20 protein-coding genes are annotated in these 24,516 nt (G+C 40.0%); 11 read left to right on the top strand and 9 right to left on the bottom strand.

The features are described 5' to 3' along the window. The first annotated feature begins 2 nt into the window (after positions 1-2). Positions 3-1,529 carry a P-loop NTPase family protein gene (locus BW935_RS00765; protein WP_394333603.1) on the top strand — a complete coding sequence of 509 codons (1,527 nt, stop codon included), beginning with the start codon at positions 3-5 and terminating at the stop codon, positions 1,527-1,529. A gap of 290 nt (positions 1,530-1,819) precedes the next feature. On the opposite strand, the gene BW935_RS00760 is transcribed toward BW935_RS00765, so the two are convergent. Then, complete coding sequence (locus BW935_RS00760; protein ID WP_076497588.1) at positions 1,820-2,242, bottom strand: nucleoside-diphosphate kinase; 423 nt, start codon at positions 2,240-2,242, stop codon at positions 1,820-1,822. A 185-nt stretch (positions 2,243-2,427) separates the two neighbouring features. Here BW935_RS00760 and BW935_RS00755 point away from each other — a divergent pair, with 185 nt between their 5' ends. The 6 genes from BW935_RS00755 to deoC all read left to right on the top strand — a co-directional run bounded on the left by BW935_RS00755 (position 2,428) and on the right by deoC (position 7,671). Continuing rightward, positions 2,428-3,471 (top strand): DHH family phosphoesterase, encoded by a 1,044-nt coding sequence (locus BW935_RS00755; protein WP_076497586.1) that lies wholly within the window; start codon positions 2,428-2,430, stop codon positions 3,469-3,471. Next, a complete protein-coding gene (locus BW935_RS00750; protein ID WP_076497585.1) occupies positions 3,458-4,387 on the top strand; it encodes an FKBP-type peptidyl-prolyl cis-trans isomerase in 930 nt (309 codons plus the stop codon). Before BW935_RS00755 ends, BW935_RS00750 begins: the two co-directional genes overlap by 14 nt. 9 nt (positions 4,388-4,396) lie before the next feature. Then, a complete protein-coding gene (locus BW935_RS00745) occupies positions 4,397-4,954 on the top strand; it encodes an FKBP-type peptidyl-prolyl cis-trans isomerase (protein WP_076497583.1) in 558 nt (185 codons plus the stop codon). A gap of 1 nt (position 4,955) precedes the next feature. Further along, positions 4,956-5,513 (top strand): FKBP-type peptidyl-prolyl cis-trans isomerase, encoded by a 558-nt coding sequence (locus BW935_RS00740; protein ID WP_317044798.1) that lies wholly within the window; start codon positions 4,956-4,958, stop codon positions 5,511-5,513. A gap of 282 nt (positions 5,514-5,795) precedes the next feature. Next, positions 5,796-7,019 (top strand): NAD(P)-dependent oxidoreductase, encoded by a 1,224-nt coding sequence (locus BW935_RS00735; protein WP_076497581.1) that lies wholly within the window; start codon positions 5,796-5,798, stop codon positions 7,017-7,019. Further along, positions 7,006-7,671 carry a deoxyribose-phosphate aldolase gene (deoC, locus tag BW935_RS00730; protein ID WP_076497579.1) on the top strand — a complete coding sequence of 222 codons (666 nt, stop codon included), beginning with the start codon at positions 7,006-7,008 and terminating at the stop codon, positions 7,669-7,671. The genes BW935_RS00735 and deoC overlap by 14 nt, the downstream gene beginning before the upstream one ends. On the opposite strand, the gene BW935_RS00725 is transcribed toward deoC, so the two are convergent. Further along, positions 7,668-8,846, bottom strand: a complete 1,179-nt coding sequence (locus BW935_RS00725) for a Na/Pi symporter (protein ID WP_076497578.1) — start codon at positions 8,844-8,846, stop codon at positions 7,668-7,670. The genes deoC and BW935_RS00725 overlap by 4 nt on opposite strands. Before the next feature lie 327 nt (positions 8,847-9,173). On the opposite strand from BW935_RS00725, the gene BW935_RS00720 reads away from it, so the two are divergent. The 3 genes from BW935_RS00720 (at position 9,174) to BW935_RS00710 (ending at position 11,555) form a co-directional block, all read left to right on the top strand. Next, positions 9,174-10,304 (top strand): hypothetical protein, encoded by a 1,131-nt coding sequence (locus BW935_RS00720; RefSeq protein ID WP_076497576.1) that lies wholly within the window; start codon positions 9,174-9,176, stop codon positions 10,302-10,304. A 95-nt stretch (positions 10,305-10,399) separates the two neighbouring features. Further along, entirely contained in the window at positions 10,400-10,843 is a 444-nt protein-coding gene (locus BW935_RS00715; protein ID WP_076497575.1) for a nucleoside deaminase, read from the top strand. Between the two features lie 106 nt (positions 10,844-10,949). Beyond that, positions 10,950-11,555, top strand: a complete 606-nt coding sequence (locus BW935_RS00710) for a superoxide dismutase (RefSeq protein WP_076497573.1) — start codon at positions 10,950-10,952, stop codon at positions 11,553-11,555. Between the two features lie 171 nt (positions 11,556-11,726). Here the strand turns inward: BW935_RS00710 and BW935_RS00705 are convergent, their stop codons facing one another. From BW935_RS00705 to BW935_RS00675, 6 genes are all read right to left on the bottom strand, one after another. Beyond that, entirely contained in the window at positions 11,727-13,913 is a 2,187-nt protein-coding gene (locus BW935_RS00705; protein WP_076497572.1) for a M12 family metallo-peptidase, read from the bottom strand. 22 nt (positions 13,914-13,935) lie between these two features. Further along, positions 13,936-14,400 (bottom strand): hypothetical protein, encoded by a 465-nt coding sequence (locus tag BW935_RS00700; protein WP_076497570.1) that lies wholly within the window; start codon positions 14,398-14,400, stop codon positions 13,936-13,938. A gap of 348 nt (positions 14,401-14,748) precedes the next feature. Further along, positions 14,749-16,788 carry a S8 family serine peptidase gene (locus tag BW935_RS00695; RefSeq protein ID WP_076497568.1) on the bottom strand — a complete coding sequence of 680 codons (2,040 nt, stop codon included), beginning with the start codon at positions 16,786-16,788 and terminating at the stop codon, positions 14,749-14,751. Further along, positions 16,785-17,165 carry a hypothetical protein gene (locus tag BW935_RS00690; protein WP_139325470.1) on the bottom strand — a complete coding sequence of 127 codons (381 nt, stop codon included), beginning with the start codon at positions 17,163-17,165 and terminating at the stop codon, positions 16,785-16,787. Before BW935_RS00690 ends, BW935_RS00695 begins: the two co-directional genes overlap by 4 nt. 383 nt (positions 17,166-17,548) lie before the next feature. Next, complete coding sequence (locus BW935_RS18840; protein WP_394333605.1) at positions 17,549-17,671, bottom strand: hypothetical protein; 123 nt, start codon at positions 17,669-17,671, stop codon at positions 17,549-17,551. A gap of 311 nt (positions 17,672-17,982) precedes the next feature. Beyond that, positions 17,983-18,540, bottom strand: coding sequence for a hypothetical protein (locus tag BW935_RS00675; RefSeq protein ID WP_139325469.1), 558 nt, complete (start codon positions 18,538-18,540; stop codon positions 17,983-17,985). Between the two features lie 596 nt (positions 18,541-19,136). On the opposite strand from BW935_RS00675, the gene BW935_RS00670 reads away from it, so the two are divergent. Continuing rightward, positions 19,137-21,569, top strand: a complete 2,433-nt coding sequence (locus BW935_RS00670; RefSeq protein WP_076497560.1) for an outer membrane beta-barrel family protein — start codon at positions 19,137-19,139, stop codon at positions 21,567-21,569. A gap of 393 nt (positions 21,570-21,962) precedes the next feature. Here the strand turns inward: BW935_RS00670 and BW935_RS00665 are convergent, their stop codons facing one another. Then, a complete protein-coding gene (locus BW935_RS00665) occupies positions 21,963-24,515 on the bottom strand; it encodes a M14 metallopeptidase family protein (RefSeq protein WP_076497558.1) in 2,553 nt (850 codons plus the stop codon). Position 24,516: the final 1 nt, after the last annotated feature.

The raw sequence follows: 24,516 nt of genomic DNA, 5'->3' as shown, positions 1-24,516 counted from the left end.
AAATGATAGCATATAATAAAATGGCAGCAAGTGATTTGCTGAAGATTAGCACTTTGGGAGAGCTCAAAGCAGCAGGTTATGAATCAAAATCTATCAAAGAAGAACTCAGGCAAAATCTGATCAAAAAGATCAGTGCTGGAGAGAACGTTTTTGAAGGAATATGGGGTTATGAAGATACTGTGATTCCTGATATAGAGCGAGCCATTTTGTCCCGCCACAATATCAACTTACTTGGACTCAGGGGGCAAGCCAAAACAAGGATTGCTAGAATGATGACCGCACTCCTGGATGAATATGTTCCTGTTGTGGCTGGTTCAGAGTTGAATGATGATCCATTGGCACCGTTGACATCCTATTCGGTAGAATTGATCAAGCAAAAGGGAGATCATACTTCCATTAGTTGGTGGCACAGAGCTGACAGATACACAGAGAAGCTAGCAACGCCAGATGTTTCTGTGGCAGATTTGATCGGAGATGTAGACCCCATCAAGGCAGCTACCATGAAGCTCTCCTACAATGACGAGCGAGTGATTCACTATGGTTTGGTGCCGCGATCACATCGATCCATTTTTGTAATCAATGAGCTGCCAGACTTACAAGCAAGGATTCAGGTTGCCTTGTTCAATATTTTGCAAGAAGGCGATATTCAGATCAGAGGCTTTAAGCTGAGGTTGCCTTTGGATATTCAGTTTGTCTTTACCGCCAATCCGGAGGATTATACCAACAGAGGATCCATCGTGACGCCATTGAAGGATAGGATAGAGAGTCAGATCATCACCCATTATCCGAAGACAATCGAGATAGGGAAGCAAATTACTGCCCAAGAAGCCAAGCTAGACGGGAAGCCATTGGACAAAATCCATGTGCCTGAATTGATGAAGGATTTGATAGAGCAGATTGCGATAGAGGCAAGACATAGTGAGTATGTGGATGAGAAGAGTGGGGTTTCGGCAAGGTTGACGATCTCGGCTTACGAAAACTTGATTTCAGCTGCTGAAAGAAGACTGTATAAAAATAAAGAAGAAAATACAGTTGTTAGAATCTCAGATTTGATTGGGATCATTCCTGCTATAACGGGTAAAGTAGAATTGGTCTATGAGGGAGAGCAGGAAGGTGCAGGCTTGGTTGCTTATAATTTGATTGGTAAAGCTATTAGAACACTCTTTGTAGATTATTTTCCATCACCAGAGCAAAAGAAAAAGGACAAAGAGGTCAATCCTTATGTGTTGCCATTGTCTTGGTTTGGAGAGGGTAATACCCTTGATATCCTCGCCTCTCAATCTGATAAGGCCTACAAGTCTGCCTTGCAGGAGGTGCCAGGCCTTGAGGAGATTGTCACCAGTCAAGTGAATCAGCTCAATGAGAAAGAGAAAGAGTTTTTTATGGAGTTTGCGCTACATGGCTTAGCCGAATTTAGCCAACTGAGCAAGAAGTTGCTGGATACAGGCATGCAATTCAAAGACCTCTTCAGTTCCATGTTCGATATTGGAGCACCCGATGAAGATGACTTTGATGAGGATGATAATTGAATATTAAAATTTATGTATATACGGAACTTTGCCAGTAATATTAAAAAATCCGATTTACCCGAATTCCGATCCGCCGCAGCGGACAAGTTATATAATTGATACTAGCCCGACTCAGGCGGGTTGGATATATGTAGGTATTGACCATTAGCAACCGAATGAGCCAATGAATTGATTTACTGGTAAAAAAGCGTATAATAATGTTTCATTTTAAAAAATGAATGGTTTTTCATAAAAAAAAGCCCAGCTTCTGGAAACAGAAGCTGGGCTTTTTGATTTACAAAATTGACTAATTAAAGTACTCTCTCAGCCTGATTGAAAAAGAAGTTTCCTTCGATCGCTGCATTTTCGTCAGAGTCAGAGCCGTGTACGGCATTGGCTTCGATAGATTTAGCGAAGATTTTTCTGATCGTTCCTTCCGCTGCATCAGCAGGGTTGGTCGCACCGATCAATTTACGGAAGTCCTCTACTGCATTGTCTTTTTCAAGAATAGCAGCGAAGATAGGTCCAGAAGACATGTATGCACAAAGGTCCGCGTAGAAAGGTCTCTCTTTGTGTACCTCGTAGAATTTACCTGCCAATTCAGGAGTCAATTTGGTAGCTTTCATAGCTACGATTTTGAAACCTGATTCTTCGATCATTTTTAAAATTGCACCTGAATTTCCCGCGCCGAAAGCGTCAGGCTTGATCATTGTGAAAGTTCTGTTAGTTGCCATTGTATACTTATCGTTTTTGGAATTAGGGTGCAAAAATACGGGAAATCCATGAAGTTCCGAATGATCCCTGTGAAATCTCTGTTATCTGTTTAATTTCTAAGCCCTTATCCGTATTGGGAATTTTCAGAAATTATCCTGACCTTTGCAGACTGTGTTCTCCAAAGAGAATCGACAAAAGCTTAAAAATGCAAGCATTAGAGTTATTCAAAAATAAAATCGCCTCCCCAGCCAAGATTGTAATTACCACCCATCATAAGCCTGATGCAGATGCACTGGGCTCGTCTTTGGGTTTGAAAAATTACCTGATCAAAAAAGGCCACGAGGTAACAGTCATCACCCCTTCTGATTATCCCTCATTCCTACATTGGATGAAAGGAAACGAAGAGGTCATTAACTTCGAGGATAAATCCCGTCAAAAGGAGGCTATCCAAAAAATAGAAGCAGCAGAAATCATTTTTTGTCTTGATTTTTCTTGCCTTAGCAGGCTACAGTCCATGCAAGACCATGTCAAAAATTCTTCTGCTTATATCGTCAACATCGACCATCACCAAGACCCCAAAGATTTCAGTCAATTTAGCTATTGGAGTACAGATGCAGCAGCTACCTGTGAGTTGGTTTATGAATTGATCGTAGATGAACTTGGAGATAAGGATCTGCTTGATGCTGATATTGCGGATTGTCTGTATGCAGGGATCATGACTGATACAGGAGGTTTTAGACATCCCAATACAACCAAGAATGTTCACCTTATCACCGCTGAACTGATCGAATTAGGTGCTGACAATACCAAAATATCTAAGTTGATTTATGACACCAATAGTGTGAATAGACTGAAGTTTATCGGTTTTGCCATTTCACGTAGGTTGGTGATCAATCAAGATTTAAGGATCGCGTATTTTGCGATTTCAAAGAAGGATTTGAAAAAATATGCCTCTCAGACAGGAGATACAGAAGGCTTGGTGAATTATGCCCTTTCCATAGATGGGATCAAGATTGCAGCTTTATTCACAGAGCGTGAAGACGGAATCAAGATTTCCTTTAGGTCGGTGGAGGAAGTTGCGGTCAATAAGTTTGCCCAAGAGCACTTCAATGGTGGAGGCCATAAAAATGCATCTGGAGGAAAATCAGACTTGACATTGAGCGAGACAACAGAGAAATTTGAGCAATTAATCAAAGAAAATATAAACACTTTATACAATCAATTAGAACTCATCCATGAAAAAAATTAAAAGCCTTTTATTGTCAGCAGCAGTAGTAGCGTCGGCAGTATCCATGTCAGCATGTACCAAAACCAAAAAAACAACATCTGACGGCATAGAGTACACTTACATCAAGGAGGGAAAAGAAGATCCTAAAAACGGAGAATATGTGCTCTATAACTTAATCGTGGCGACTGAAAATGATTCCACCTTTATCTCTACTTATGATCAAATGCAGCCTGGCTATATGCTTTATAATGACTCTGCAGTTGCTACAAATGGTATGGATGAAATCTTCTTAGGGTTGAGAAAAGGAGATAGTATTTCCTTCGAAGCACCAGCAGTAAAAGTATTTGGAGAGTTTAATATTCCGCCATTTATCCAAGAAAATTCAAAGGTAAAGATTCAAATTGGCGTATTTGATGTACTGGATGAAGAGGGTGTTCAAGCTTATTTCACTGCTTTGCAGGATGCTCAAATGAAAAAGCAAGCTGAGAAATCAGCAGAGCAGCTTGAAATTGATGTAAAATTGATCGAGGACTATATTGCGCAAAATAATTTGAAAGCGAACAGGACAGAATCAGGCCTTTTTTACGTCATAGAGAATGAAGGAACCGGATCTCAGATTGAAGCAGGACAAGTTGCTGCGGTAGATTATGCTGGATACCTTTTGGATGGTACACTATTCGATACCAGTAATGAAAAAATTGCCCAAGATAATGGTATCTACAATGAGCAAAGAGGTGGATATGAGCCTATCGATGTTCAAGTAGGGATGGGTAGAGTGATTCCAGGATGGGACGAGGGTTTAGCCTTGTTGAAAAATGGGTCCAAAGCTAAGTTCTTGATCCCTTCTACCTTAGCGTATGGTGACAGACAGTCAGGTCCTATCATTAAGCCAAACTCTGTTTTGATCTTCGACGTAGAAGTGAAGGATGTTAAATAATTGAAATTTATGAAAAGGTTAAGCGTTGTAATTTTATCATTTTTCCTGTTAGCAACAGGTTGTATTTCTGATCAGGAAAATGCAGATGTGATTCTTCAAAGAGAGATACAAGCATTTGAAAAATACATCGCCGATAATAACGTAACTGGAGTTAAGGAAGAGCGGGATCCTGGTCTGGGTTTTATATTCATTTGGAAGGAAACTTCTGAAAGCGGTGTAAAGCCAGTCCCCGGGCAGCGTGTGACCGTTGATTATGTTGGAAAATTTCTTGAGAATGTTGTCTTCGATACTTCTAAAGAAGCTGTCGCAAAAGCAAATAATATTTTCAATGCCAATAGAATCTATGAACCGTTGACATACACCTTCAATGCAGGTTCAGTAATCCCAGGTTTTGATTTTGCTGTATCCAAAATGGATATTGGAGACAAGATTCTAGCCTTTATTCCATCGCTTTATGCTTATGGAAGAGCGGGAAGCCCTCCTGTAATCGGTGGCAATACTCCATTAATCTTTGAACTTGAATTATTGCCTACCATCCTTGAAGAAGAAGACGAATCTGATGATTAGAATGATGAATAAATACAGTTTGATTTTTGTATTAACCTTATTGGTTTTAGCTTCCTGCGATCAACAAAATCCTTTTGGCGGTCCAACGTATGATTTTGATGGGAATCTAGCAGCTGATAGAGTTAAAATAGATGAATATCTATTGTCTACTCCTATTGATAGCCTTTACAGGATTCACGATCCATCTGGGGTCGTGATTATTGTACAGGAAGAAGGTGAAGGATCAAGGCCTGGATCCAATAGTGTTGTTTACACGAATTACATTGGTAGTTTATTAGATGGATCAGTTTTCGACACAAGTATTGAAGATGTAGCTAGAGCCAATGATATCTTCGATGATAATAGAAGCTACACTGTGTTTCTTTTCACCATTCCTGGGCCAAATAGTACTGGGTCAGCTATACCTGGATTCAATTTTGGGTTTAGAAGATTGAGATCTGGTTCCAAAGCCGTGCTTTTGATTCCTTCCCCTCTGGGTTATAGGGACTCTGATACCAATGAAAGGATACCTCCAAACTCTGTTCTCAGGTTTGATGTAGATTTTCTCGGACTGGATTAAACAATTCAAAAAAAAGCAGCTGATTTAGCTGCTTTTTTGCTTTTTGAGTTTAAGATACTTGGAGATTTTTATCTTACTTGTTTATTTATTTCTATCTTCAAGTTGGAAGGCAAGATGTGATCTTAGGATCACCATTTCTTACTTTTGAACATAAAACCCAAATACTATGACCTTGAATTTAAGATGGAACCCATGGATGATTTTATTAGCCCATGACTTTGGCAGGGGCTATTTTTATGAGCGATTTGAGACGATTATACTAGAACTCAAAAATCTTTTGTCATGAAAATTGCCTTGATCAGGGAAGGGAAAATTCCAGCCGATAAGCGAGTAGCCTTTACGCCAGAACAGATTTTGGAGTTGCATCGCGTCTATCCACAGCTCGAAGTAGTAGTGGAGCACTCCGATGTCAGGTCATTTGAAGATATAGAATATATGTCAAGGGGGATTACGGTCACAGATGATATTGAAGATTGTGATGTGTTTATGGGGATCAAAGAAGTTCCTATAGTTCAATTGAAAGATAAAAAGACGTATGTGTTTTTCTCTCATACCATCAAGAAGCAACCTTACAATAGAGCACTGCTTCAAGCAATCATCAAGAAGCAGATCAAGTTGATTGATTATGAAGTGATCAAGAACTCCCAGGGAGAAAGGGTCGTTGCTTTTGGACGCTGGGCGGGGATTGTCGGTGCTTACAATGGTCTTTGGACCTATGGAAAGAAGTCGGGACTATATGAAATCAAGCGAGCCTACGATTGCTATGATAGAGAAGAGCTGGATAAGGAACTACGTAAAGTGCAGCTTCCACCTATCAAAATTGTAGTGACAGGTACTGGACGTGTTGGAAAAGGGGTGGTGGAGGTCCTCAAAACGGCTGGAGTGAAGCAGGTGGATTCACATGATTTTTTGAATGCTTATTTTGAAGAATCTGTTTTTACAGTTCTATCATCCTCGCATTATAATAGAAGGAAGACAGATGGGGGGTTTGATAGGAGTGAGTTTTATCATGAACCAGAGAAGTATGAAAGTCACTTCTTGAAATATGCAGAGGTCAGTGATATCTTGATGGCAGCGGCCTATTGGGATAATAGAGCTCCAAGGCTTTTTAGCCCTGAAGACATCAACTCTGATGATTTCAATATATCTGTGATCGCAGATATTACCTGTGATATTCATGGTTCTGTACCGACTACTATTCGCGCATCAAAAGTATTAGATCCAGTCTATGATATCGATAGGGAGCACTTTGAAGAGCTGCCGCCATTTGGAAAGCAAACAAGTATTTCAGTGATGGCTATTGACAATTTACCCACCGAATTGCCTAGAGACGCTTCTAAGGATTTTGGGGAACAATTGATGAAGCACTTCATCCCAGAGCTGATGAAGCCAAGATCGGAAATGATAGAAAAAGCTACCATAGCCAAAGAAGGGGATTTGACATTAGAGTTTATATATTTGAAGGAATTTGTAGCTGAAAATAGCCAAGGGAATGAAAAACATTGAGCGATATATTGAACAGACTGTATTGAAGCCACTGACCACGGATGCAGACATCGAAAACCTGGTGCAAGAAGCAAAGGATTATGGTTTTGTAGGCATTTGCGTGCCACCATTTTGGGTCAAGAAGGCTAAGAGAGAAATTGGAGAGGAGCCTATCCAATTGGTTACTGTAGTAGGTTTTCCCCTAGGGTATAACATGAGTGAGGCCAAGGCGCATGAAACAGAGCTAGCTATTAGGGACGGCGCTGATGAGATAGATGTAGTCTGGTCTCTTACTGCCTTCAAAGCGGGAATGAACTGGCCAAAAATAGAACTGGCCAAGCTAGCCAATATTTGTCATCAGCATGAGCGCATACTCAAAGTGATCATTGAGACTGCTTATCTGAGTGATTCCGAAATCATCCAAGCTTGTGAGATTTGTAGAGATGCAGGGGTTGATTATGTCAAAACTTCAACAGGCTTTGCTCCTGAAGGAGCAAAAGTAGAACATATCGCCTTGATGCGTGCCAATCTACCTAGCAATGTGGGGATCAAAGCAAGTGGAGGTATTAAGAATTATGCGCAAGCCAAAGCTCTGATTGAAGCAGGAGCAGATCGAATTGGAACAAGCTCTGGTGTACAGATCGTGAAGGAACAAAAAGCCCAGCAGGATTAATTTTCTGTTGGGGCTTCTGTTTGATTGATTTTTTTCTGATTGGCCTGTGAAGCAGAGATGTCTTCGTTTTTATTAAAATAGATCAACAAAAAGGGAATGATAAAAAAGGTGAGCAGAATATATGCAAACCCAACTACCCTTGTTTTGACGGACTCTTTACCCAAGAATGTGGCAATTTTTACTGGGATGTTCCTTACTGAGGAAATAGGCATAAACACCAAGGCTCCGATGAAATTGAAAAGTACGTGCACAATGGCAATGCTGATGGCTGCCTCAGTCTTGTAGATTGCAGCAATAACTGCGGTAATGGTGGTGCCTATATTGGCGCCAATAATAAAGGGGAAAACTTTGATTAAAGAGATTTTTCTATTGGCTACTGCGGGTACGATCAAGGAAGTGGTGACGGTGCTAGACTGAACCGCAGCCGTGAAAAACACACCATAAATGAATGCAACAAATGGGGATTTGAAAATATGTTTGCTGACTTTCTTATAGTTATCAGAGACGAAAGAACGAAAGACAGTTACAGATAGTAACTTGATAGCTCCAAATACCAGTAATACACTAAAAATCAATGCGAGGATCGGTAGTCTTAGAAAATCTACCACCCACAGTGATAAGGGCCTTGTAAAAAGGACATTGTACTTATACTGACCTTCAAAATCATTATTAGAGTCAAAAAAAGTGTTGGTGATGTACATGGCTGAGCTGCTCAAAAATCCAAAGTAGAACTCTAAAGGAAATAGAATTATTACAGTGATGATATTGAATACATCATGCAGCACGCCAGCTGATAGTGCTTTTTTGAATTCTCCCTTTTTCATAATGAATGAAAAAGAAACCAAGGTACTGGTGATGGTGGTCCCTATATTGGCTCCCATGACGAGTGGAACTGCCTGCATCAATGAAAGATTGCCTGAAGCTACGACTGCAACAATCATGGCAGTCACTGTGGAACTGCTTTGAATCAGGGCAGTCATCAGCAAGCCAATGAAAAGGCCTACGAAAGGATTGTTGGTGGCTTGAAAAATCTCCTTGGCCAACTCATTGTTAAGCTGAAGCATAGACACTGTCAACAAGTCTATGGCAAACATGAACAGCAACAAGGCAAGGAGCATTTTCAAAAAGAAAAGTGCCTTATTGGGCTGTTGTGTAGATACTTTGTTGGTTGTCATTGATTGATTATGCTCCTGATGGCTTCACCTATCCTAAATTATGCTACAAAGTAACGGGAGATTGTGGAAATAAGAGGTGAATCAATATGAAGATATTGTTAATATTAATTTGGAATCTAAGCGGTTCTAAAATTAAAAATTAGAATTATATTTTTTGATTCTACAGAAAGAGTGATTAAAATTTCGCTTTGCGCTTGACTTTGGAGTGCGACTCAATAACTTTGCAGTATTAAGAAATGGTATCATTGTCTTAACAATTTGTTAACATTCATGCCAAATAATCTTCTTTAACTTTGCACTTGAAAATTTCAACGCCAAAACCTAACTATGGCTAAGCTCAAAGATCAAAACATCAATCAGGACGCGCTCTCAAAAGCATCCTACGCACTTTTTGATTTTACAAAGAAAGAAAAATCCTTTTTGGTCATTATTCTTATTTTGGTATCAGTTGCCGGAATCCTGACACCATATACATATGCGGCGATGTGGTTTGGTTTTGCATTGGCAGCCTACTCGGCCATTGCCAATGATAGTATTCAGACCATAGGTACCTTTATTGCTTCCAATCAGAATAGGAAGTGGTATTGGTTATGGTTGTTTATGGGGGTTATTTTTGTTGGTACGGTAACATATAGCTGGATTACATTCAATGGTGACGTCAGCTATGAAAGATTACAAGTACCAGGTTTGGAGCAAGCACCTCAGAGTTTTGTGTTCCTTCAGTTGGCAGCTCCTATAGTCCTACTGGTCATGACTAGGATGAGAATGCCCGTGTCAACTACTTTTCTTTTGCTTAATGTTTTCACATACAAGGCCGGGACGATTGTCAGTGTGATGCAAAAAAGCTTCTTGGGCTATTTGTTAGCATTTGGGATCGCTATAGTGGTATGGTTTGTTTTGGAGAAATTTGTCAAAACTTACCTCAAAGGCAAGCCAAAGCCTTATTGGTATGTATTACAATGGATTACATCAGGGACACTCTGGGCAGTATGGATCATGCAGGATGCTGCCAATATTGCGGTATTCTTACCGAGACAGTTGAATGTATGGGAATTTGTAGCCTATGCAGGATTTGTATTCTTAGGCTTAGGCTTTCTATTTTACCTCAAGGGTGACAGGATCCAAGGTATAGTCAATGAAAAGACCAAGGTCACTGATGTCAGAGCGGCTACTATTGTAGATTTTGTCTATGCGATTATTTTGTTCTACTTTAAGATGGTCAATAATGTTCCGATGAGTACCACTTGGGTGTTTATTGGTTTGCTGGGAGGTAGAGAGCTTTCAATTGCCTTAGCCAAATCGCGGAAACTCAAGAAGCGTAAGGCAAGGCTGGTGAGGGCTTATAGACTGGCTAAAAAAGACATGACACGTGCATTGATAGGCTTGCTGGTTTCTTTGATTCTGGCCTTGATCATCAATGAAGGTGTGAGAAAAGAGATATTTGAGTTGATATTCTAATATGGTCCACGGTCGATGGTCTACACATGACCGTGGACGATTTAAGCTTTATTTTTTCGTTACAATTGATTCAATTCTCGTATTTTTGACATACGATGGAACTATATACAGACGAGTATTTTATGAATGAGGCCATGAAGATGGCCAAGGAGGCATTTGAAGATGATGAGATCCCTGTGGGTGCAATCGTAGTCTGTAGGAATAAAGTAATCGCTAAGGCTTACAATCAAACAGAAAAGCTGACCGATGCCACAGCCCATGCCGAAATGCTAGCCATCACAGCAGCCGCCAATGCACTAGGTTCCAAATACCTCAATGAATGTAAACTTTATGTGACTTTGGAGCCATGTGTCATGTGTGCAGGAGCGAGTTTTTGGTCGCAGCTTGGTGAGGTTCATTATGCAGCATCCGATCCGAAGCGGGGTTTTGCGCGATTCTCAGAGGGCTTGCTACATCCCAAAACCAAAGTTCATGCTGGCTTGATGGCAGCTGAGTCCAAGCAATTGCTGGATGAATTTTTTCAGAAGTTGAGAAAATGAGCATTTTGTCATCAGAAAAGAACTATTTATAAGTGGGGTTGGTTAATTGGATGTATGTGTATACAATGAAATAAATTTTATCATAAACTATAAAACCAAAAACATTATGGCTTTTGAACTTCCAAAATTACCTTATGATTTTAATGCGCTAGAGCCGCATATTGATGCAAAAACTATGGAAATCCACCATGGTAAGCACCACAATGCTTATGTGACTAACTTGAACAATGCCATCGCAGGAACTGACCTTGAAGGTAAGTCTCTAGAGGAATTGATGAAAGTAGCAGGATCTAATGCTGCGGTAAGAAACAATGGTGGTGGTCACTATAATCACAGCCTTTTTTGGACTGTCTTAGCTCCTAATGGTGGAGGTCAACCTTCTGGGGATTTGGCTGCTGCTATAGATGCTAAGTTTGGTTCTTTTGATGCTTTCAAAGAAGAATTCAACAAGGCAGCAGCGACTCGATTTGGTTCTGGCTGGGCTTGGCTTTGTGTTGATGAGAAAAAAGAACTTTGTGTATGCTCTACGCCTAACCAAGACAATCCACTGATGGATGTAGCGGAATGCCCGGGTACGCCAATCCTAGGTCTTGATGTATGGGAGCATGCTTATTATTTGAATTATCAAAACAGAAGACCTGACTATGTATCCGCTTTCTGGAACTTGGTCAACTGGGACGAAGTAAGTAAGAGATTTGCAGCAGCTAAATAATTAAGTTGCTTGATATCACCTCAAACCCTGTAGGCTTTCAGCTTGCAGGGTTTTTTTGTGTTTTCATCACCATCTAGCTTTTTGAGATTTGCAATCTCGAAACCAGATTAGAAGGATTTGTAATCCCACTTTAAGTTCCTTTCTTCTTTTCCCTCGCCCCTTTTTCCTGACCTATTCCACTTTGATCTGTTTTCTAATGATCGCTTCTTTGTAGTAGATGTGGATATAGTAGCGTCCCTTTTTGAGTTTGCTGAGGTCTAGGGTTGCTTCATCTGTGGCTGCTGCCCTGCTGATGATTTCCTGTCCCACGACATCGAAAAGACTTACTTCAAAAGACGTTTGATCTCTTTGTATTTCTTCCCCAAGTTTTTGATTGCTTACTTTACTGACGGTCACGTAGTCAGTGGTGGGATTAGGATAGACTCTAAAAGGATCTCCACCAAAAATTGTACAATCCACATATTCCACCTCAAACCCCGGTATCCAGTTAGATGGGCTACAAGCATTGATATTCCTCACCTGAAACACATAGTAGCCATTATTTTGAGTAGGGAAAGGAGGAACATAAAACCACTGATGAGGCCCAGCACCAGTATAGACAGAAGGAGAGGTATAGGCTACAGTCAAACTCGGCCAATTCAAAAGCCTGGCTTCCCATTGTGTATTGTCAGGATCAAGGAGAGAATTAATGCTGAAGGTATTGCCATCATCACTTGAGCACCAATGCTGGAATTCATCTACGCTATTGGAAAAAGTGATGTCATTAACAGTTGCATTACCCACCCAAATGCGTTTATCCACACTGATGACACCGCATGTTGTCGTAACTTCAAATGTCAATATAGCCTGTCCTGAAGCTGCGCTGCTTGCTGGACTGAGATTGGCTGTGGCGCCTGAGCCAGAAGTAGCTCCTGAAAATAGATGCGTAGGAGAAACAGACCATGAAATTGTACTTCCAGTAGGCGGGTTTTGAAGAGAATAGGAAGATGTGGAGCAGAGGAAGTCGGGACCGGAGATGGTGGCGCTGACACATTCGCAAAGGCAATCAGCGTTTGCCACGCTATTCCTGATCACATTTCCAGGTTGAAGACCAAAGCCTAAATTAAAGTTAACTCCAACATTCTGAAATACGCAATAACTCATAATTGTCCCACCTCCCGATGGAATGCCCGGATTTGGGCAATTTTGACATCCTCCTAAATTAGGGTCTGGGTTTTCCATACAACCCGAGCATCCATCAATAGCTGTGTTATTACCATTCCACACACAGGCATGAGTATGGCGAGAGCCAAACAAATGTCCAAATTCATGTGCAACCACGAACACAGATTCACTAAACACAGGGAAAATTTCGAAGTTGTTGGGGATCATCGAAACAGATAACCTATCAGAAACATCAGTATTACATAGTCCATTGAATCCTGCTGCCCAGCCAGCAAGGTTACCGCCTCTAAATGTGAGTAATTGAGCAAGATCACCGTTGAATATTGTTCTATGCCCTTGGAATTCATTCAAAAGATCTTCAGGTTGATTTGCTGTGTAAGGATCTGGCGTTGTCCAAACAAAAATTTCAGAAAGGGTGGTTTCAATATTTTCATTCTGATAAAGTGTAGCGACTTGATTGAATACTGCGGTAACAAAACTTTCAACCGAGGCGACATTTCCTCTGGCTAGGAAAATGTCCTGTTCGGTTTCGAAATACAAACGTACACATTCATCTTCAGATCGAAGAGCTGTTTTAGAAGATTTGGAAAGTACTTCTGTATCATAATTAGTCGCGCCATGACCATGTGTCTCACATTGAAACTCCGCTTTCTTCTTTAGATTCTTGTCATTATAAAAAATATGGTTTCCACTTTTTTTATCCAATGCAAGATTAAAATTACCCTCTTCGGTAGCAATCAGACCCATAACTTCATCTTCCATAAAACTGATGGCTACCAAGCTGTTCGGGTCGTCCTTCACAATTCCTCGGTAGTGTTTGATATCCCTGTTGGCAGGCAACTTTTTACCATCGCTGTTCACCACTTCATAATTGTAAAAAGAATCGGGAACTTCAAGCAGTTCCAGTTGGATTTTACCTGTTCTAAGTGGGAGTTCCAGTGAAATAAATTTTTTCAAATCTTTTAACCCAGTGTTTTCGTATTGTAAAAAATCAATCTCTTTTGAATCTTCAAAATGGTGTAAGATTGTCTTATCAACCAAAGTTTGTGAAAAAACAGATGATACGACTTGAAAGTCGATTTCTAAAGTCTTGGCATCTTTTATACTCCTATACAAAAGGTTCTCTTGTGAGAATCCTAATGTTGAGTAAAAAAATAAAGCTAGGAAATATAATCTGTAAAACATTTTTTTCATAGTTGAAGAATTTAATTGAGAATTATTCAGTCCTTAAAAAGTGTAAAATTGGACCATCTAAAGCCATCAGATATATAGTCATATTATTTTTTTCAATATGGCATGGCCAAATTGAATTCGCCCTTTTCAAAATAGGATAACCATTCTCGCTCAAACTAGCAGGAATAAATTCATAGGGGTACTCTCCTGAACCATGACTTATATCAGAAGTGTTGTTAGTTATTCTCAGGATTCCATCATTCCGATAATGATAAATTATATTATCGCAGGAGTAATCTTCATTCCGTGGGTTACCAAAAAGAATTTCTGCTTTTATCAATTTCCATTTTCCCACTACTTCGTCTTCTGAGCCATCTATTGCCTCCACCTGACATCTCAATTCATCATCTGGAGCAGCATCTTCCTGACAAGAAGCCATCATGATTAATACCAAAAACAGCAATCCAACCCCCCACGCTCTTACTGATTGAATCTTTTTATTTTTCATTATTTCTACAGTTTTTATGGCTTTCGAATCTGACTCAAGTAATCTAATCCCTGATAATGTTAAGACGAGTCAAAAATCTAACCTGTTTCAATTTAATAAATAGTTTTAAAAAATAAAAGTAAAGCTGCCCATGTTCAAGTCTTAATTCATTGGAAAAAATACTCGTATCTCAAATTTATAATCAATTACTTATATAATCATACCACGATTTGGGTGATATATATAAACGTATGCTAATCTTTCCCCTTTAATAAAAGAGCATTCAAGAATTGTCTCGTTCTAATCTTTGAAATTTTGCAGGTAGGTTCGGTTTGCCTTTCTTCTTTTTCCTCGCTTATTTTTCCTGACCTATTCCACTTTGATTTGCTTTCTAATGATCGCTTCTTTGTAGTAGATGTGGATATAGTAGCGTCCTTTTTTGAGTTTACTGAGGTCTAGGGTTGCTTCATCTGTGGCTGCTGTCCTGCTGATGATTTCTTGACCCACAACATCGAAAAGACTTACTTCGAAAGACGTTTGATCTCTTAGTATTTCTTCACCAAGTTTTTGATGGCTTACTTTACTGACGGTCACGTAGTCAGTGGTGGGATTAGGATAGATTCTAAAGGGATCTCCACCAAAAATTGTACAATCCACATTGATGACACCGCATGTTGTCGTAACTTCAAATGTCAATATAGCCTGTCCTGAAGCTGCGCCGCTTGCTGGACTGAGATTGGCTGTGGCGCCTGAGCCAGAAGTAGCTCCTGAAAATAGATGCGTAGGAGAAACAGACCATGAAATTGTACTTCCAGTAGATGGGTTCTGAATAGAATAGGTTGAAGAGGAGCATAGGTAATCAGAGCCGGAGATGGTGGGTAGGGCTGCTTTGACAGCTTTTTCAGCATTTACTCGGCCATAACCGAAAGTATTATCAAAACCGGCTGGACCCATGTCTGTTGCAGTTTGCTGTAAAATGGTTCTCACTTGGATTTCGGTCAAGTTTGGGTTAACTGAGAGCATTAATGCTGCAACACCTGCGACCTGAGGTGCAGCTGCTGAAGTGCCTCCAAATCTGTTGGTGTAATTACCATTTTCATATCCATTATTACCCATTCTGTCAGTAGTTCTAACATTACCATTTAAATCAGTATCACCGGATGGAGCGACAAGGTTCATTTCGGGCCCTGTGTTACTATAATTCCAAATTTGCCCATTATTATTAATTGCACCCACAGTAATAGCTCCATTAATATTTCTGGGAAATGATATGCAGCTCCCATGATTACCGGAAGAAAAAACCACAATTGAACCAAGACCTCCCCTTCCCTGATCTCTTGCCCTATCATATGCATCAATAATATTGTTAAAATCAACCCCTGTAAGAGTACAGTTTCCTGGCCCTAATCCCCATGAATTACTTAGTATATCTGCCATCCCTTCGTCCCAAGCCCAATCAACTGCATCAGCTATATCAATTAAATCTGCAGCGACACCCAAAATCCTCACTGGTATAATATTGGTATTAGGTGCTACTCCTTTAATTCCCAATTCATTATTATGCGTAGCTGAAACTATACCTGCACAAGCCTGCCCATGGGCCGAACCAACACCAGGTGCCCCAAAACCTGTAGGGTTTCCAATAGTACGACCTACCAAAACCCTACCATCAAAGTCTTCATGATTTTCAACACCATCATCAAGAATTGCGACATTGATGTTACATTCACTAGAAAAAGTACCAATACTATTCCATGCTCCCAAAACATTAATATCAATTCCAACTGTCCCACCAAATTGTCCAGTATTATTCAAATAATATTGTTCAGGATATAAAGGATCATTATCATGCTGTAGCTCCACTATAAAATTTGGATGGCAGTATTCAGTCAAATTACTCTCGTATATTTCATTCGAAACAGGTATTAAATTTGAATAATTGTTTAATGTTATAATATATACCCCATACCTGTTCTTGTAAAAAGATGAAAAATAGTTGCTAAATTTTCGATTAATTTCAGAAAAATCCCCAGCCGATTTAGGTTTTAAAATAATTTTATCAGTTGGATAAAGGGGAGTATTGTTGGATTTAAAAATTGGTGTATAATACTCTATCGAACTAGACTTATTAAGAATTTCTTCTAATTTACTTGGATCATAATCAATAATATTAATTATGGCTATTTTCTTCTCCTCCATAAGGGTATTCTTGTGCGTTGTTTTGTTATCTTTGAAAAAATCCCAAGTACTTTTGTAATCATGATCTTCCTTAAACTTGATTAATAAAATCGAAGTATCCTTAACGATAGAGATTTTCCTATCTGAAGACCAGTAATAATCTTGGGAAAACAAGTTGTTTCCAAATACAACTGATATATAACAAACTAATAACAAAACAAATTTATTCATAAACAATTATTTTTGGAAACCTTGATCAAATTATAGGGAGGTGCAGTAAGATATAAATCCTGACAGAAATAAGAATCCTTTTCAACTGGAATTTCACTTATTTCAAAGTATATTATGTCTCCAACTTGCCAATCATCTTCATAGGGAAGTCCAAGACTCATTATTACATTGAAATATGTTTTGTTGGTGATTGTAACCGAGGCCACTTCAATTTCTTTATCTTTTAGTTCTGCAACATCAATCAAAAATCCTTCATTAGTACATCCGTTTCCAATTATAACCCCAGTTAGACAATTTCTACTTACAGGTTTAGTGCTATCCGTGCAACTAAAACCCATAATCAATATCGAAAACAATAAAATCAATAAATTTTTCATAACTAATTTTTATAGAATAAAATGAAGCACATAACATATAGTTCATTCCAGATTATTTTATTTTTTTAAACATTTGATTATATGTTAATATTCACCAGACGTAACCAAATCCCAATATGTCCTCAATTAAATAAACAGTTTCAATAACTATTAACCAGACTGTCCATATTCAAGTCTTAATTCATTGGAAAAAATACTCATATCTCAAATTTATAATCAATTACTTATATAATCATACCACGATTTGGGGGAGATATTTAAATGTATGCTAATCTTTCCTCTTTAATAAAAGAGCATTCAAGAATTGTCTCGTTCTAATATTTGAAATTATGCAGGAAGGTACAGTTCACCTTGCTTCTTTTTCCTCGCCCCTTTCTTCTGACCTATTCCACTTTGATCTGTTTTCTAATGATCGCTTCTTTGTAGTAGATGTGGATATAGTAGCGCCCTTTTTTGAGTTTACTGAGGTCTAGGGTTGCTTCATCTGTGGCTGCTGCCCTGCTGATGATTTCCTGACCTAAGACATCGAAAAGGCTTACTTCAAAAGACGTTAGATCTCTTTGTATTTCAAATCGAATTCCTTTCCGAATTGAAAAGGTTCGTTAGGAGACGCTTTCAAACTTTTTTCCCTCAGTTCTGAAAAATCAAATTCCGGTAGATTGATGCGGGGATAATTAAACTTGGTTTGATATACACCACTTTCCTCCACTAATTTTCTATCCACACTATATTCTAACCTTATTTGGCTAAAAACTTGGTAGGCGATTATAAAATTTAAAGCGAATAAAACTGAAAATTTTCTCATAATCTTCTTTATTTACCTTATTTCAAAATCAAACCTGAATTTCCCATAAAATGGATTGAACTTTGCGAAGTTAATCCTTTGTTCAAATTCCGTAAAATACTTCCCTGGAGGTAGTGCATTTCTTTCTTCATGGTAAAAAATAGACCATTTATCAAACATATAAGTGTATTCCCTATCTCCTAACCAAGATAATATCACCTTCATTTCAGCATTTTCAGGTAAAACTCTACCTAGTCTAGCATCCCTAAACAATTTCCCTGTTTGCGGAGCACCTATTTTGACAACTCCCCCGTTTGGCATTTCCGGATTTGGAGCTACGTCCTTATAGACTGTAAACATCCCTTGGAAATTAAACAGACTGTCGAAATACCAAGTGAGCGTCTCCTCCGTCAGGTTTATTATGGAGTATTCGAATAAAATATCTTCTCCTTCCTGAAAAACCCAAGTGGGTTCTCCGTCTGTATTTGTAAGCTGAGCTTCCACTTCTACTGGAGGATTAGGTATACCGTCTTCTGTACAAGACCCCAACATGATCATTCCCAAAATCAATAAGTTGCTTAATTTTTTCATATCAAATTCTTTTCTATGAAGTATCATTTTCGATATCAAGACGTATCCAAAAAATAATATGTCCTCAATTTAATAAATAGTTTATCAAAATAATAGTCAAGCTGCCCTTGTTCAAGTCTTAATTCTCTGGAAGAAATACTTATGTATCAAATTTATAATCAATTAGTTATATAATCATACCACGATTTGGGGGCTATATTTAAATATATGCTAATCTTTCCCCTTTAATAAAAGGGTATTCAATATTTTTAGAAATAGAATTACAAATTCACAGAATAGTTTGGCTTAGATGCAATCTACGCTTAGTCTATTCTACGATAAGAAGTTACCAAACTTTAGAAAGCGTAAGTGTAGATTTATATTATAGCGTAGATGCAATCTACTCCTAGTTGAGATTTGGAACCCCGCACTACAATTCATCACTCCCATTGTACCCAAAGCGAACAATCAAACTGTTCGGAATTGGAACAAAGATATTTTTTTGAATTTAAATAATATATTGATAATCAATACATTATAAATTAAAATCCCTCTTGGCACTGCTTTTTCATACTGGTCTGTACCAAATAACTCAGACACAATTAATTTCTAAACCAATGAAAATTTCTATCCAAGTTTTTACCATCTTTTTTGCTTTTCTCCTAGGGGTAAGTAATGTAGCAGCAAAAGAGATTTCCATCATTCGGGGGCAAGTTCATGATCAAAAGGGCGAAGCCTTACCCTTCGCAAATGTGATGCTGGTGGACGCTCAGTCCGAATCCATGATCACTGGTGCCGTGACAGATGAGTCCGGAAACTTTATTTTGGAATCCTCTCGATCGGGAGAGTTTAAGCTGTTGGTTTCTTCCATAGGATTTGAAACCTTCAAGTCAGAGACTTTTCAGTTAAATGCAGGAGAGAAGAAGGATTTTGGAGCCCTCAGCATCACAGAAGAAATCGCAGCCTTGGGTGAAGTCACCGTAAGAGCCAATCGTCCTGAAGTCATCATCGAGCCTGATAAGACTACTGTCAACATAGAAGGCACTGTGATGGCAGAAGGCAATACCGCACTTGATGTGATTGGAAGGTCCCCAGGGATCTATGTAGATCAAGAAGGGAATATCAACCTCAATGGTCGCTCTGGTGTGACTGTGATGATCAATGACCGTCAGACATACATGAGTGCTGCGGACTTGGCTAATTTTCTAAGAGCGATGCCAGCTGAAAATATCAAGAGTATAGAAATCATCAACAACCCCAGTTCGCGCTTCGATGCAGAAGGTGCCGCAGGGGTGGTCAACATCAAGTTGAAGAAAAATAATATCGATGGAGTATTTGGCAATGTCCATGTAGGAGGACAGTATAATGGTCAATTTGCTCCTAATACTGGTGTGACAGTAAATGTGAAAAAAGGGAAATGGACGAATAATGCCAGTCTAAACTACAGTGAGTATGCTGTCTACAACGATTTAGAAATTTTGAGAAATTTCCAGCTGGCAGAAGGTCTATCTGTCTTTGATCAGGATAGCAGGATCACTACTAGAGGCAAGAACCTGTTTTTCAATGGAGGATCTGATTATGAAATCAACAAAAACCACAGCTTGGGAGTCAGTGTACAAGCTTCTAGTTCCAATGGTACCGACATCAGTAAGGCATTGACACAAGTCAGCAATCCTGGTACCACAGATCAGAACTTCCTAAGATCTATCAATGATAGCGAGAATAGCAACTATAGGCTTTTTGGTAACTTCCACTACGTGGGTTTATTGGACAGCTTGGGGACAAAGATTACGACAGATGTAGACTTCACCAAGATGCATTCAGATGCTGCCGCCACCTTATCCAACAGCTATTGGCTCAATGATGCCGAAGATCAGGCTTCTTTTGATAGGATTCGTAACCTCAATAATATGGATTATACCATATTCACTGCCAAAGTAGACTTCACCAAGCCCTTTGGAAAGGGTCGCGTATTGGAGACAGGTCTGAAGGGAAGCTGGGTCAAATCTGACAATGACCTAGACCTTAGCAGGTCTATTGGAGAGGGGCCTTTTAACCCTGACCCAAATAGCAACAGATTCATTTATGAAGAAAATGTCCTAGCAGCCTATGCTTCTTATAAAAGTAAGTTCTCCGACAAAGTGAGTTTCCAAGCAGGCTTGAGAGGGGAATACTCTGATATTTTGGGTACTTCTGTGACCTTGGAACAAGAGAATGCACAGCGATATTTTGACCTGTTTCCGAGCATGTTTGTACAGCATAAAGTGAGCAAAGACTATCAAATCATCTACAATGCCAATAGGAGGATCACCAGGCCTAATTACCGCTTGTTGAATCCATTTGTATTCTACATTGATCCGCTGACCACCGAGCGAGGTAATCCAAATTTGAGACCACAATATGCCCATAATATTGAGATGAATCACGTGGTCAAAGGCGCTTACCAATTCAGCTTAGGCTATGCCTTGACCACAGATGTATTCCAGCAAATCTTCGAGCAGGATCAAGAAAGTCGCACGACTACTACCTTCAATGCGAATTTGGATAGGTCCCAGAATATCAATTTCAGGGCCATAGTACCTGTGGAGATTACATCTTGGTGGAATACCAGCAATATGCTGCAAATGAATCATGCTCAATGGAAATCTCAAATCGGAGATGCACTCTTGGATGTGTCGCAGTTTTCCTACATGGCTAGATCACAGCACAACTTCATCCTTCCCAAAGGTTTCAAGGCAGAATTGATAGGGATGTACATGAGTCCGATGCTTTGGGGTCAGGCGACGATCGGTGCCATGGGTGGTATTGATGCAGGGGTGACCAAGTCCTTTGCCAAGGATAAGCTGACACTGACGGTGAATGGTACTGATCTATTGAGGACACAAGTGATCAGAGCAGATGTGCAGTTTGATCAGATAGACACCTTCTTCAGACAGTACAGAAGTAATCAGGGTGTCAGATTGACGCTGAGATATAAGTTTGCACAGGGAGAAAGCTTCCGTGTATCCAATAGGAGTGGCAGTACAGAGGAGAGAGACAGGTTGAATTAACGATGGAGTTGTTAATTGTTAAAAACGTTAAACGTTAAATCAGCAGCGACTGCCAAGCTGCTAATTAGAGACATATCACTTAAATAAAAAATAGATTGGATTAGGTTAAATTAGATGGGTAATACCCAGTACAAAACAAGCCCCAAGGATTCCTTGGGGCTTTGTTTTTTGGCAACGATTTGTAATAGTGATGAATGGGCTACAACACTTTTAGACCTTTCATTATAATGTGAGATTTTCATAGTCTAGGTAGTTTCTTCTGAACTGTTTAAGACTACATATTGAAATTTAACTTTTCCAAAGTTAGATTGAAGGTCAAAATAATCCTTATTTAGAGCGCTGAACTTTGGAAAAGCTAACCATTACTAAATGAATAAGTAATCAATTAAACTCCTACCTTCCCGTGCCTGGATTGATGGTGTCACCGAAGAAGATGGCGTTCATAAAGAGCTTGTTGGTGCCAAACCAGAAGGCTCTGAAATTGGGATTGTCTACAAAGCCGATGACACGTCCTCTTTCTACAGTCGCTACTTGTATCCCAGCAGAGCCGTTGATTTCTTTTAGGTTGCTTGGATGGACATAGCCACTGGCCAATGATTCTTTTTTATACAACATAGGATTGGCAAAGGGATTCTCTGCTGGCAGCATGAATTGATTGGAATTTCTAAAGGTGAAAATATCTTCAGCTTCATAACCATAGGCTAATGGATGGGTAAGGTCCAGTTTGGCGTTGAAAATTGCTCCACCTGTGACCCTTGCACCCATGGTATTGGTATAATCTGCGTAGGCATTGGAGGCAAAAGTTGACTGAGTTTCTTGCTCCTTGAATTTGAAGTTGCCGATTTCTTGCGCTGCAAGCCAAGTGAGGGCATTTCCCCTAGCGATCAGCGTTCCTCCAGCACTTGTCCAAGCTTTGATCCTATCAGCGCCAGATTTACCGAGGCTGTTGTAGTTTCCATTGGGAAAGATGATGGTATTGTACCTGCTCAAGTCTGCATTGCCGATGCGATCTACGGGGAGTAAGGTGACAGGCATCTCAAAGCGCTGATCGAGCAAATGCCAGATCTCTCCAGCTTCACTGCTAGACACCCCACCTTCTACCAATAGGGCGATGCTAGGCTGCTTCAGGACATCTATACTAGGTGAGCCAAGGTTGATACCTTTGGTATAGCCTGTTTGAATAGCGTGAATTTCAATACCAGAATTTTCCGCTAGTTTTTCAAGATCAGCGAGCATCTCTCTGTCTGATACATTCTTTTGCCCTTTGCTTACTAAGATGGTTCCTCGCTTAAACTTTTTCCCATCTCGGCTTTCCCATTCAGCATGGCTAACACGCACGAGGTAGCCTTTTTGCATCAAAGCATAAGCAGCCTTGGGCGCATAGTACTCTCCCCATTCGAAAGCGTAAGCAAGCGCTCCAGCTTCCCCGTGGACTGTTCCTGGGATCAATGCACTGTTTTTATCGATTTTTTCCACACTGGCAAGATTCAGGATCCTGCTGCTGAGTGCCATGTATTCTAAGTTGAAAGCCATTGGCATGGTCCAAGCAGATACATCATAGAAAAGGCTATCTTGGAAATTGGTTCTGTCCTCGAAGATGCTCTTGATTAGCCTGTATTGGGGCTGGGTGAGGGGGACGATGTAAGCTTTATCCTTCTTGAATTCTACGCCATTGACTGTGATGTCTTCCATCAGTGCAAAAACTTCCACATCATGCTGAGCAATCATATCGGCCAAGTGGAAGGTTCTTCCCCCGTCAGTTTTCGATCCAAAGATGTAGGCTTTGTTGGTGTCTGTATCAGATTCATTTTTGGCCTCTCGGTAGAAATCTCTCAGGTAGGTGTTGAGTTCCTTACGCATGTCTTTGGCTGCCTCGAAGGAAGAGAGGGTGGTATTGAACTGATTTCTGATCGTAAACTCAAAAGTGACTGGCCCATAGATACTTTCTTGGAGGTGTCCCCTTGAGGATGCTTGCTCAAAGAGAATTCCGATCGATCCTTGTACATCAGGGTAGGTAGAACCTTTTCCATAGTAGAAGTCATCAAAATTTTCTTGACTGTAATACAGGGAGCCAATTTTATCCAGGTATTTGGCGTGATACTGTGCTATTTTCTCTGTGAGGTCAAAGTTTCGTTTTGGGGTCAAAGGGTGATTTCGTGCAGGTACACCTGGCTGGAAGAAGTAGGTGCTATTGGTGCCCATTTCATGAAAATCCAATTGGATATTGGGTAACCATTCTTGGATGACAGCCACTCTATTTCTGGACTCGGGGTGCTGCACTGGAAGCCAGTCCCTATTCAAGTCAAACCAATAATGATTGGTACGACCTCTTGGCCAAGCTTCGTTGAGTTCTCGGCTTTCAGGGTCACCGTTGAGCTGATAGCTTTTGTGGGAATTGACCCATGAGGCAAATCTATTGACGCCGTCAGGATTCAGCGCAGGGTCAAGGACGATCACTATGTTGTCCAAGTCATTGGCGATTTCCTCTGCTGCTGCAAAATGGTAGGCTGCCAATAGGGAAGCATTCACCGCAGAAGCTTCATTGCCATGGACAGCGTAGCCGGCATAGACTACAATGGGCATCTTGTCAAGATCTACGCTGGCATTGGCTTGGCGGAGTTTTTTACGTTCAGCTTTGATGTCATCAATTCTATCCAAATTGGAGGGACTACTGATGGTCAGTGTGACTTGTGGACGCATCTCGTAGGTTCTTCCAATTTCTTCAAAAATAACTCTATCAGAGGCCTCTGCCAAAGCTTTCATGTACATGACCACTTGGTCGTGAGAAGCATGCCATTCTCCCACCTCATAGCCTAGCACTTGCTTGGGCGTAGGGATGGATGAATTATAAGTGAAGCCTTCAGGCAAATAATAGGAAAGTTCTATCTGAGCATAACTCAAAGAACTGATCAGGCAGAGGATAGCTAATAAACTTCTTTTCAACATG

This window comes from Belliella pelovolcani, assembly GCF_900156785.1.
Classification (GTDB): Bacteria; Bacteroidota; Bacteroidia; order Cytophagales; family Cyclobacteriaceae; genus Belliella; species Belliella pelovolcani.
The sequence above is the reverse complement of the archived record's forward strand: the minus strand, read 5'-3'. Positions and strand labels throughout refer to the sequence as shown.

Bases quoted from the DNA above. Each gene is read 5' to 3' on its own strand.
- BW935_RS00765 (WP_394333603.1), top strand. From the start codon at position 3: ATGATAGCATATAATAAAATGGCAGCAAGTGATTTGCTGAAGATTAGC.
- BW935_RS00760 (WP_076497588.1), bottom strand. From the start codon at position 2,242: ATGGCAACTAACAGAACTTTCACAATGATCAAGCCTGACGCTTTCGGC.
- BW935_RS00755 (WP_076497586.1), top strand. From the start codon at position 2,428: ATGCAAGCATTAGAGTTATTCAAAAATAAAATCGCCTCCCCAGCCAAG.
- BW935_RS00750 (WP_076497585.1), top strand. From the start codon at position 3,458: ATGAAAAAAATTAAAAGCCTTTTATTGTCAGCAGCAGTAGTAGCGTCG.
- BW935_RS00745 (WP_076497583.1), top strand. From the start codon at position 4,397: ATGAAAAGGTTAAGCGTTGTAATTTTATCATTTTTCCTGTTAGCAACA.
- BW935_RS00740 (WP_317044798.1), top strand. From the start codon at position 4,956: ATGATGAATAAATACAGTTTGATTTTTGTATTAACCTTATTGGTTTTA.
- BW935_RS00735 (WP_076497581.1), top strand. From the start codon at position 5,796: ATGAAAATTGCCTTGATCAGGGAAGGGAAAATTCCAGCCGATAAGCGA.
- deoC (WP_076497579.1), top strand. From the start codon at position 7,006: ATGAAAAACATTGAGCGATATATTGAACAGACTGTATTGAAGCCACTG.
- BW935_RS00725 (WP_076497578.1), bottom strand. From the start codon at position 8,846: ATGACAACCAACAAAGTATCTACACAACAGCCCAATAAGGCACTTTTC.
- BW935_RS00720 (WP_076497576.1), top strand. From the start codon at position 9,174: ATGGCTAAGCTCAAAGATCAAAACATCAATCAGGACGCGCTCTCAAAA.
- BW935_RS00715 (WP_076497575.1), top strand. From the start codon at position 10,400: ATGGAACTATATACAGACGAGTATTTTATGAATGAGGCCATGAAGATG.
- BW935_RS00710 (WP_076497573.1), top strand. From the start codon at position 10,950: ATGGCTTTTGAACTTCCAAAATTACCTTATGATTTTAATGCGCTAGAG.
- BW935_RS00705 (WP_076497572.1), bottom strand. From the start codon at position 13,913: ATGAAAAAAATGTTTTACAGATTATATTTCCTAGCTTTATTTTTTTAC.
- BW935_RS00700 (WP_076497570.1), bottom strand. From the start codon at position 14,400: ATGAAAAATAAAAAGATTCAATCAGTAAGAGCGTGGGGGGTTGGATTG.
- BW935_RS00695 (WP_076497568.1), bottom strand. From the start codon at position 16,788: ATGAATAAATTTGTTTTGTTATTAGTTTGTTATATATCAGTTGTATTT.
- BW935_RS00690 (WP_139325470.1), bottom strand. From the start codon at position 17,165: ATGAAAAATTTATTGATTTTATTGTTTTCGATATTGATTATGGGTTTT.
- BW935_RS00675 (WP_139325469.1), bottom strand. From the start codon at position 18,540: ATGAAAAAATTAAGCAACTTATTGATTTTGGGAATGATCATGTTGGGG.
- BW935_RS00670 (WP_076497560.1), top strand. From the start codon at position 19,137: ATGAAAATTTCTATCCAAGTTTTTACCATCTTTTTTGCTTTTCTCCTA.
- BW935_RS00665 (WP_076497558.1), bottom strand. From the start codon at position 24,515: ATGTTGAAAAGAAGTTTATTAGCTATCCTCTGCCTGATCAGTTCTTTG.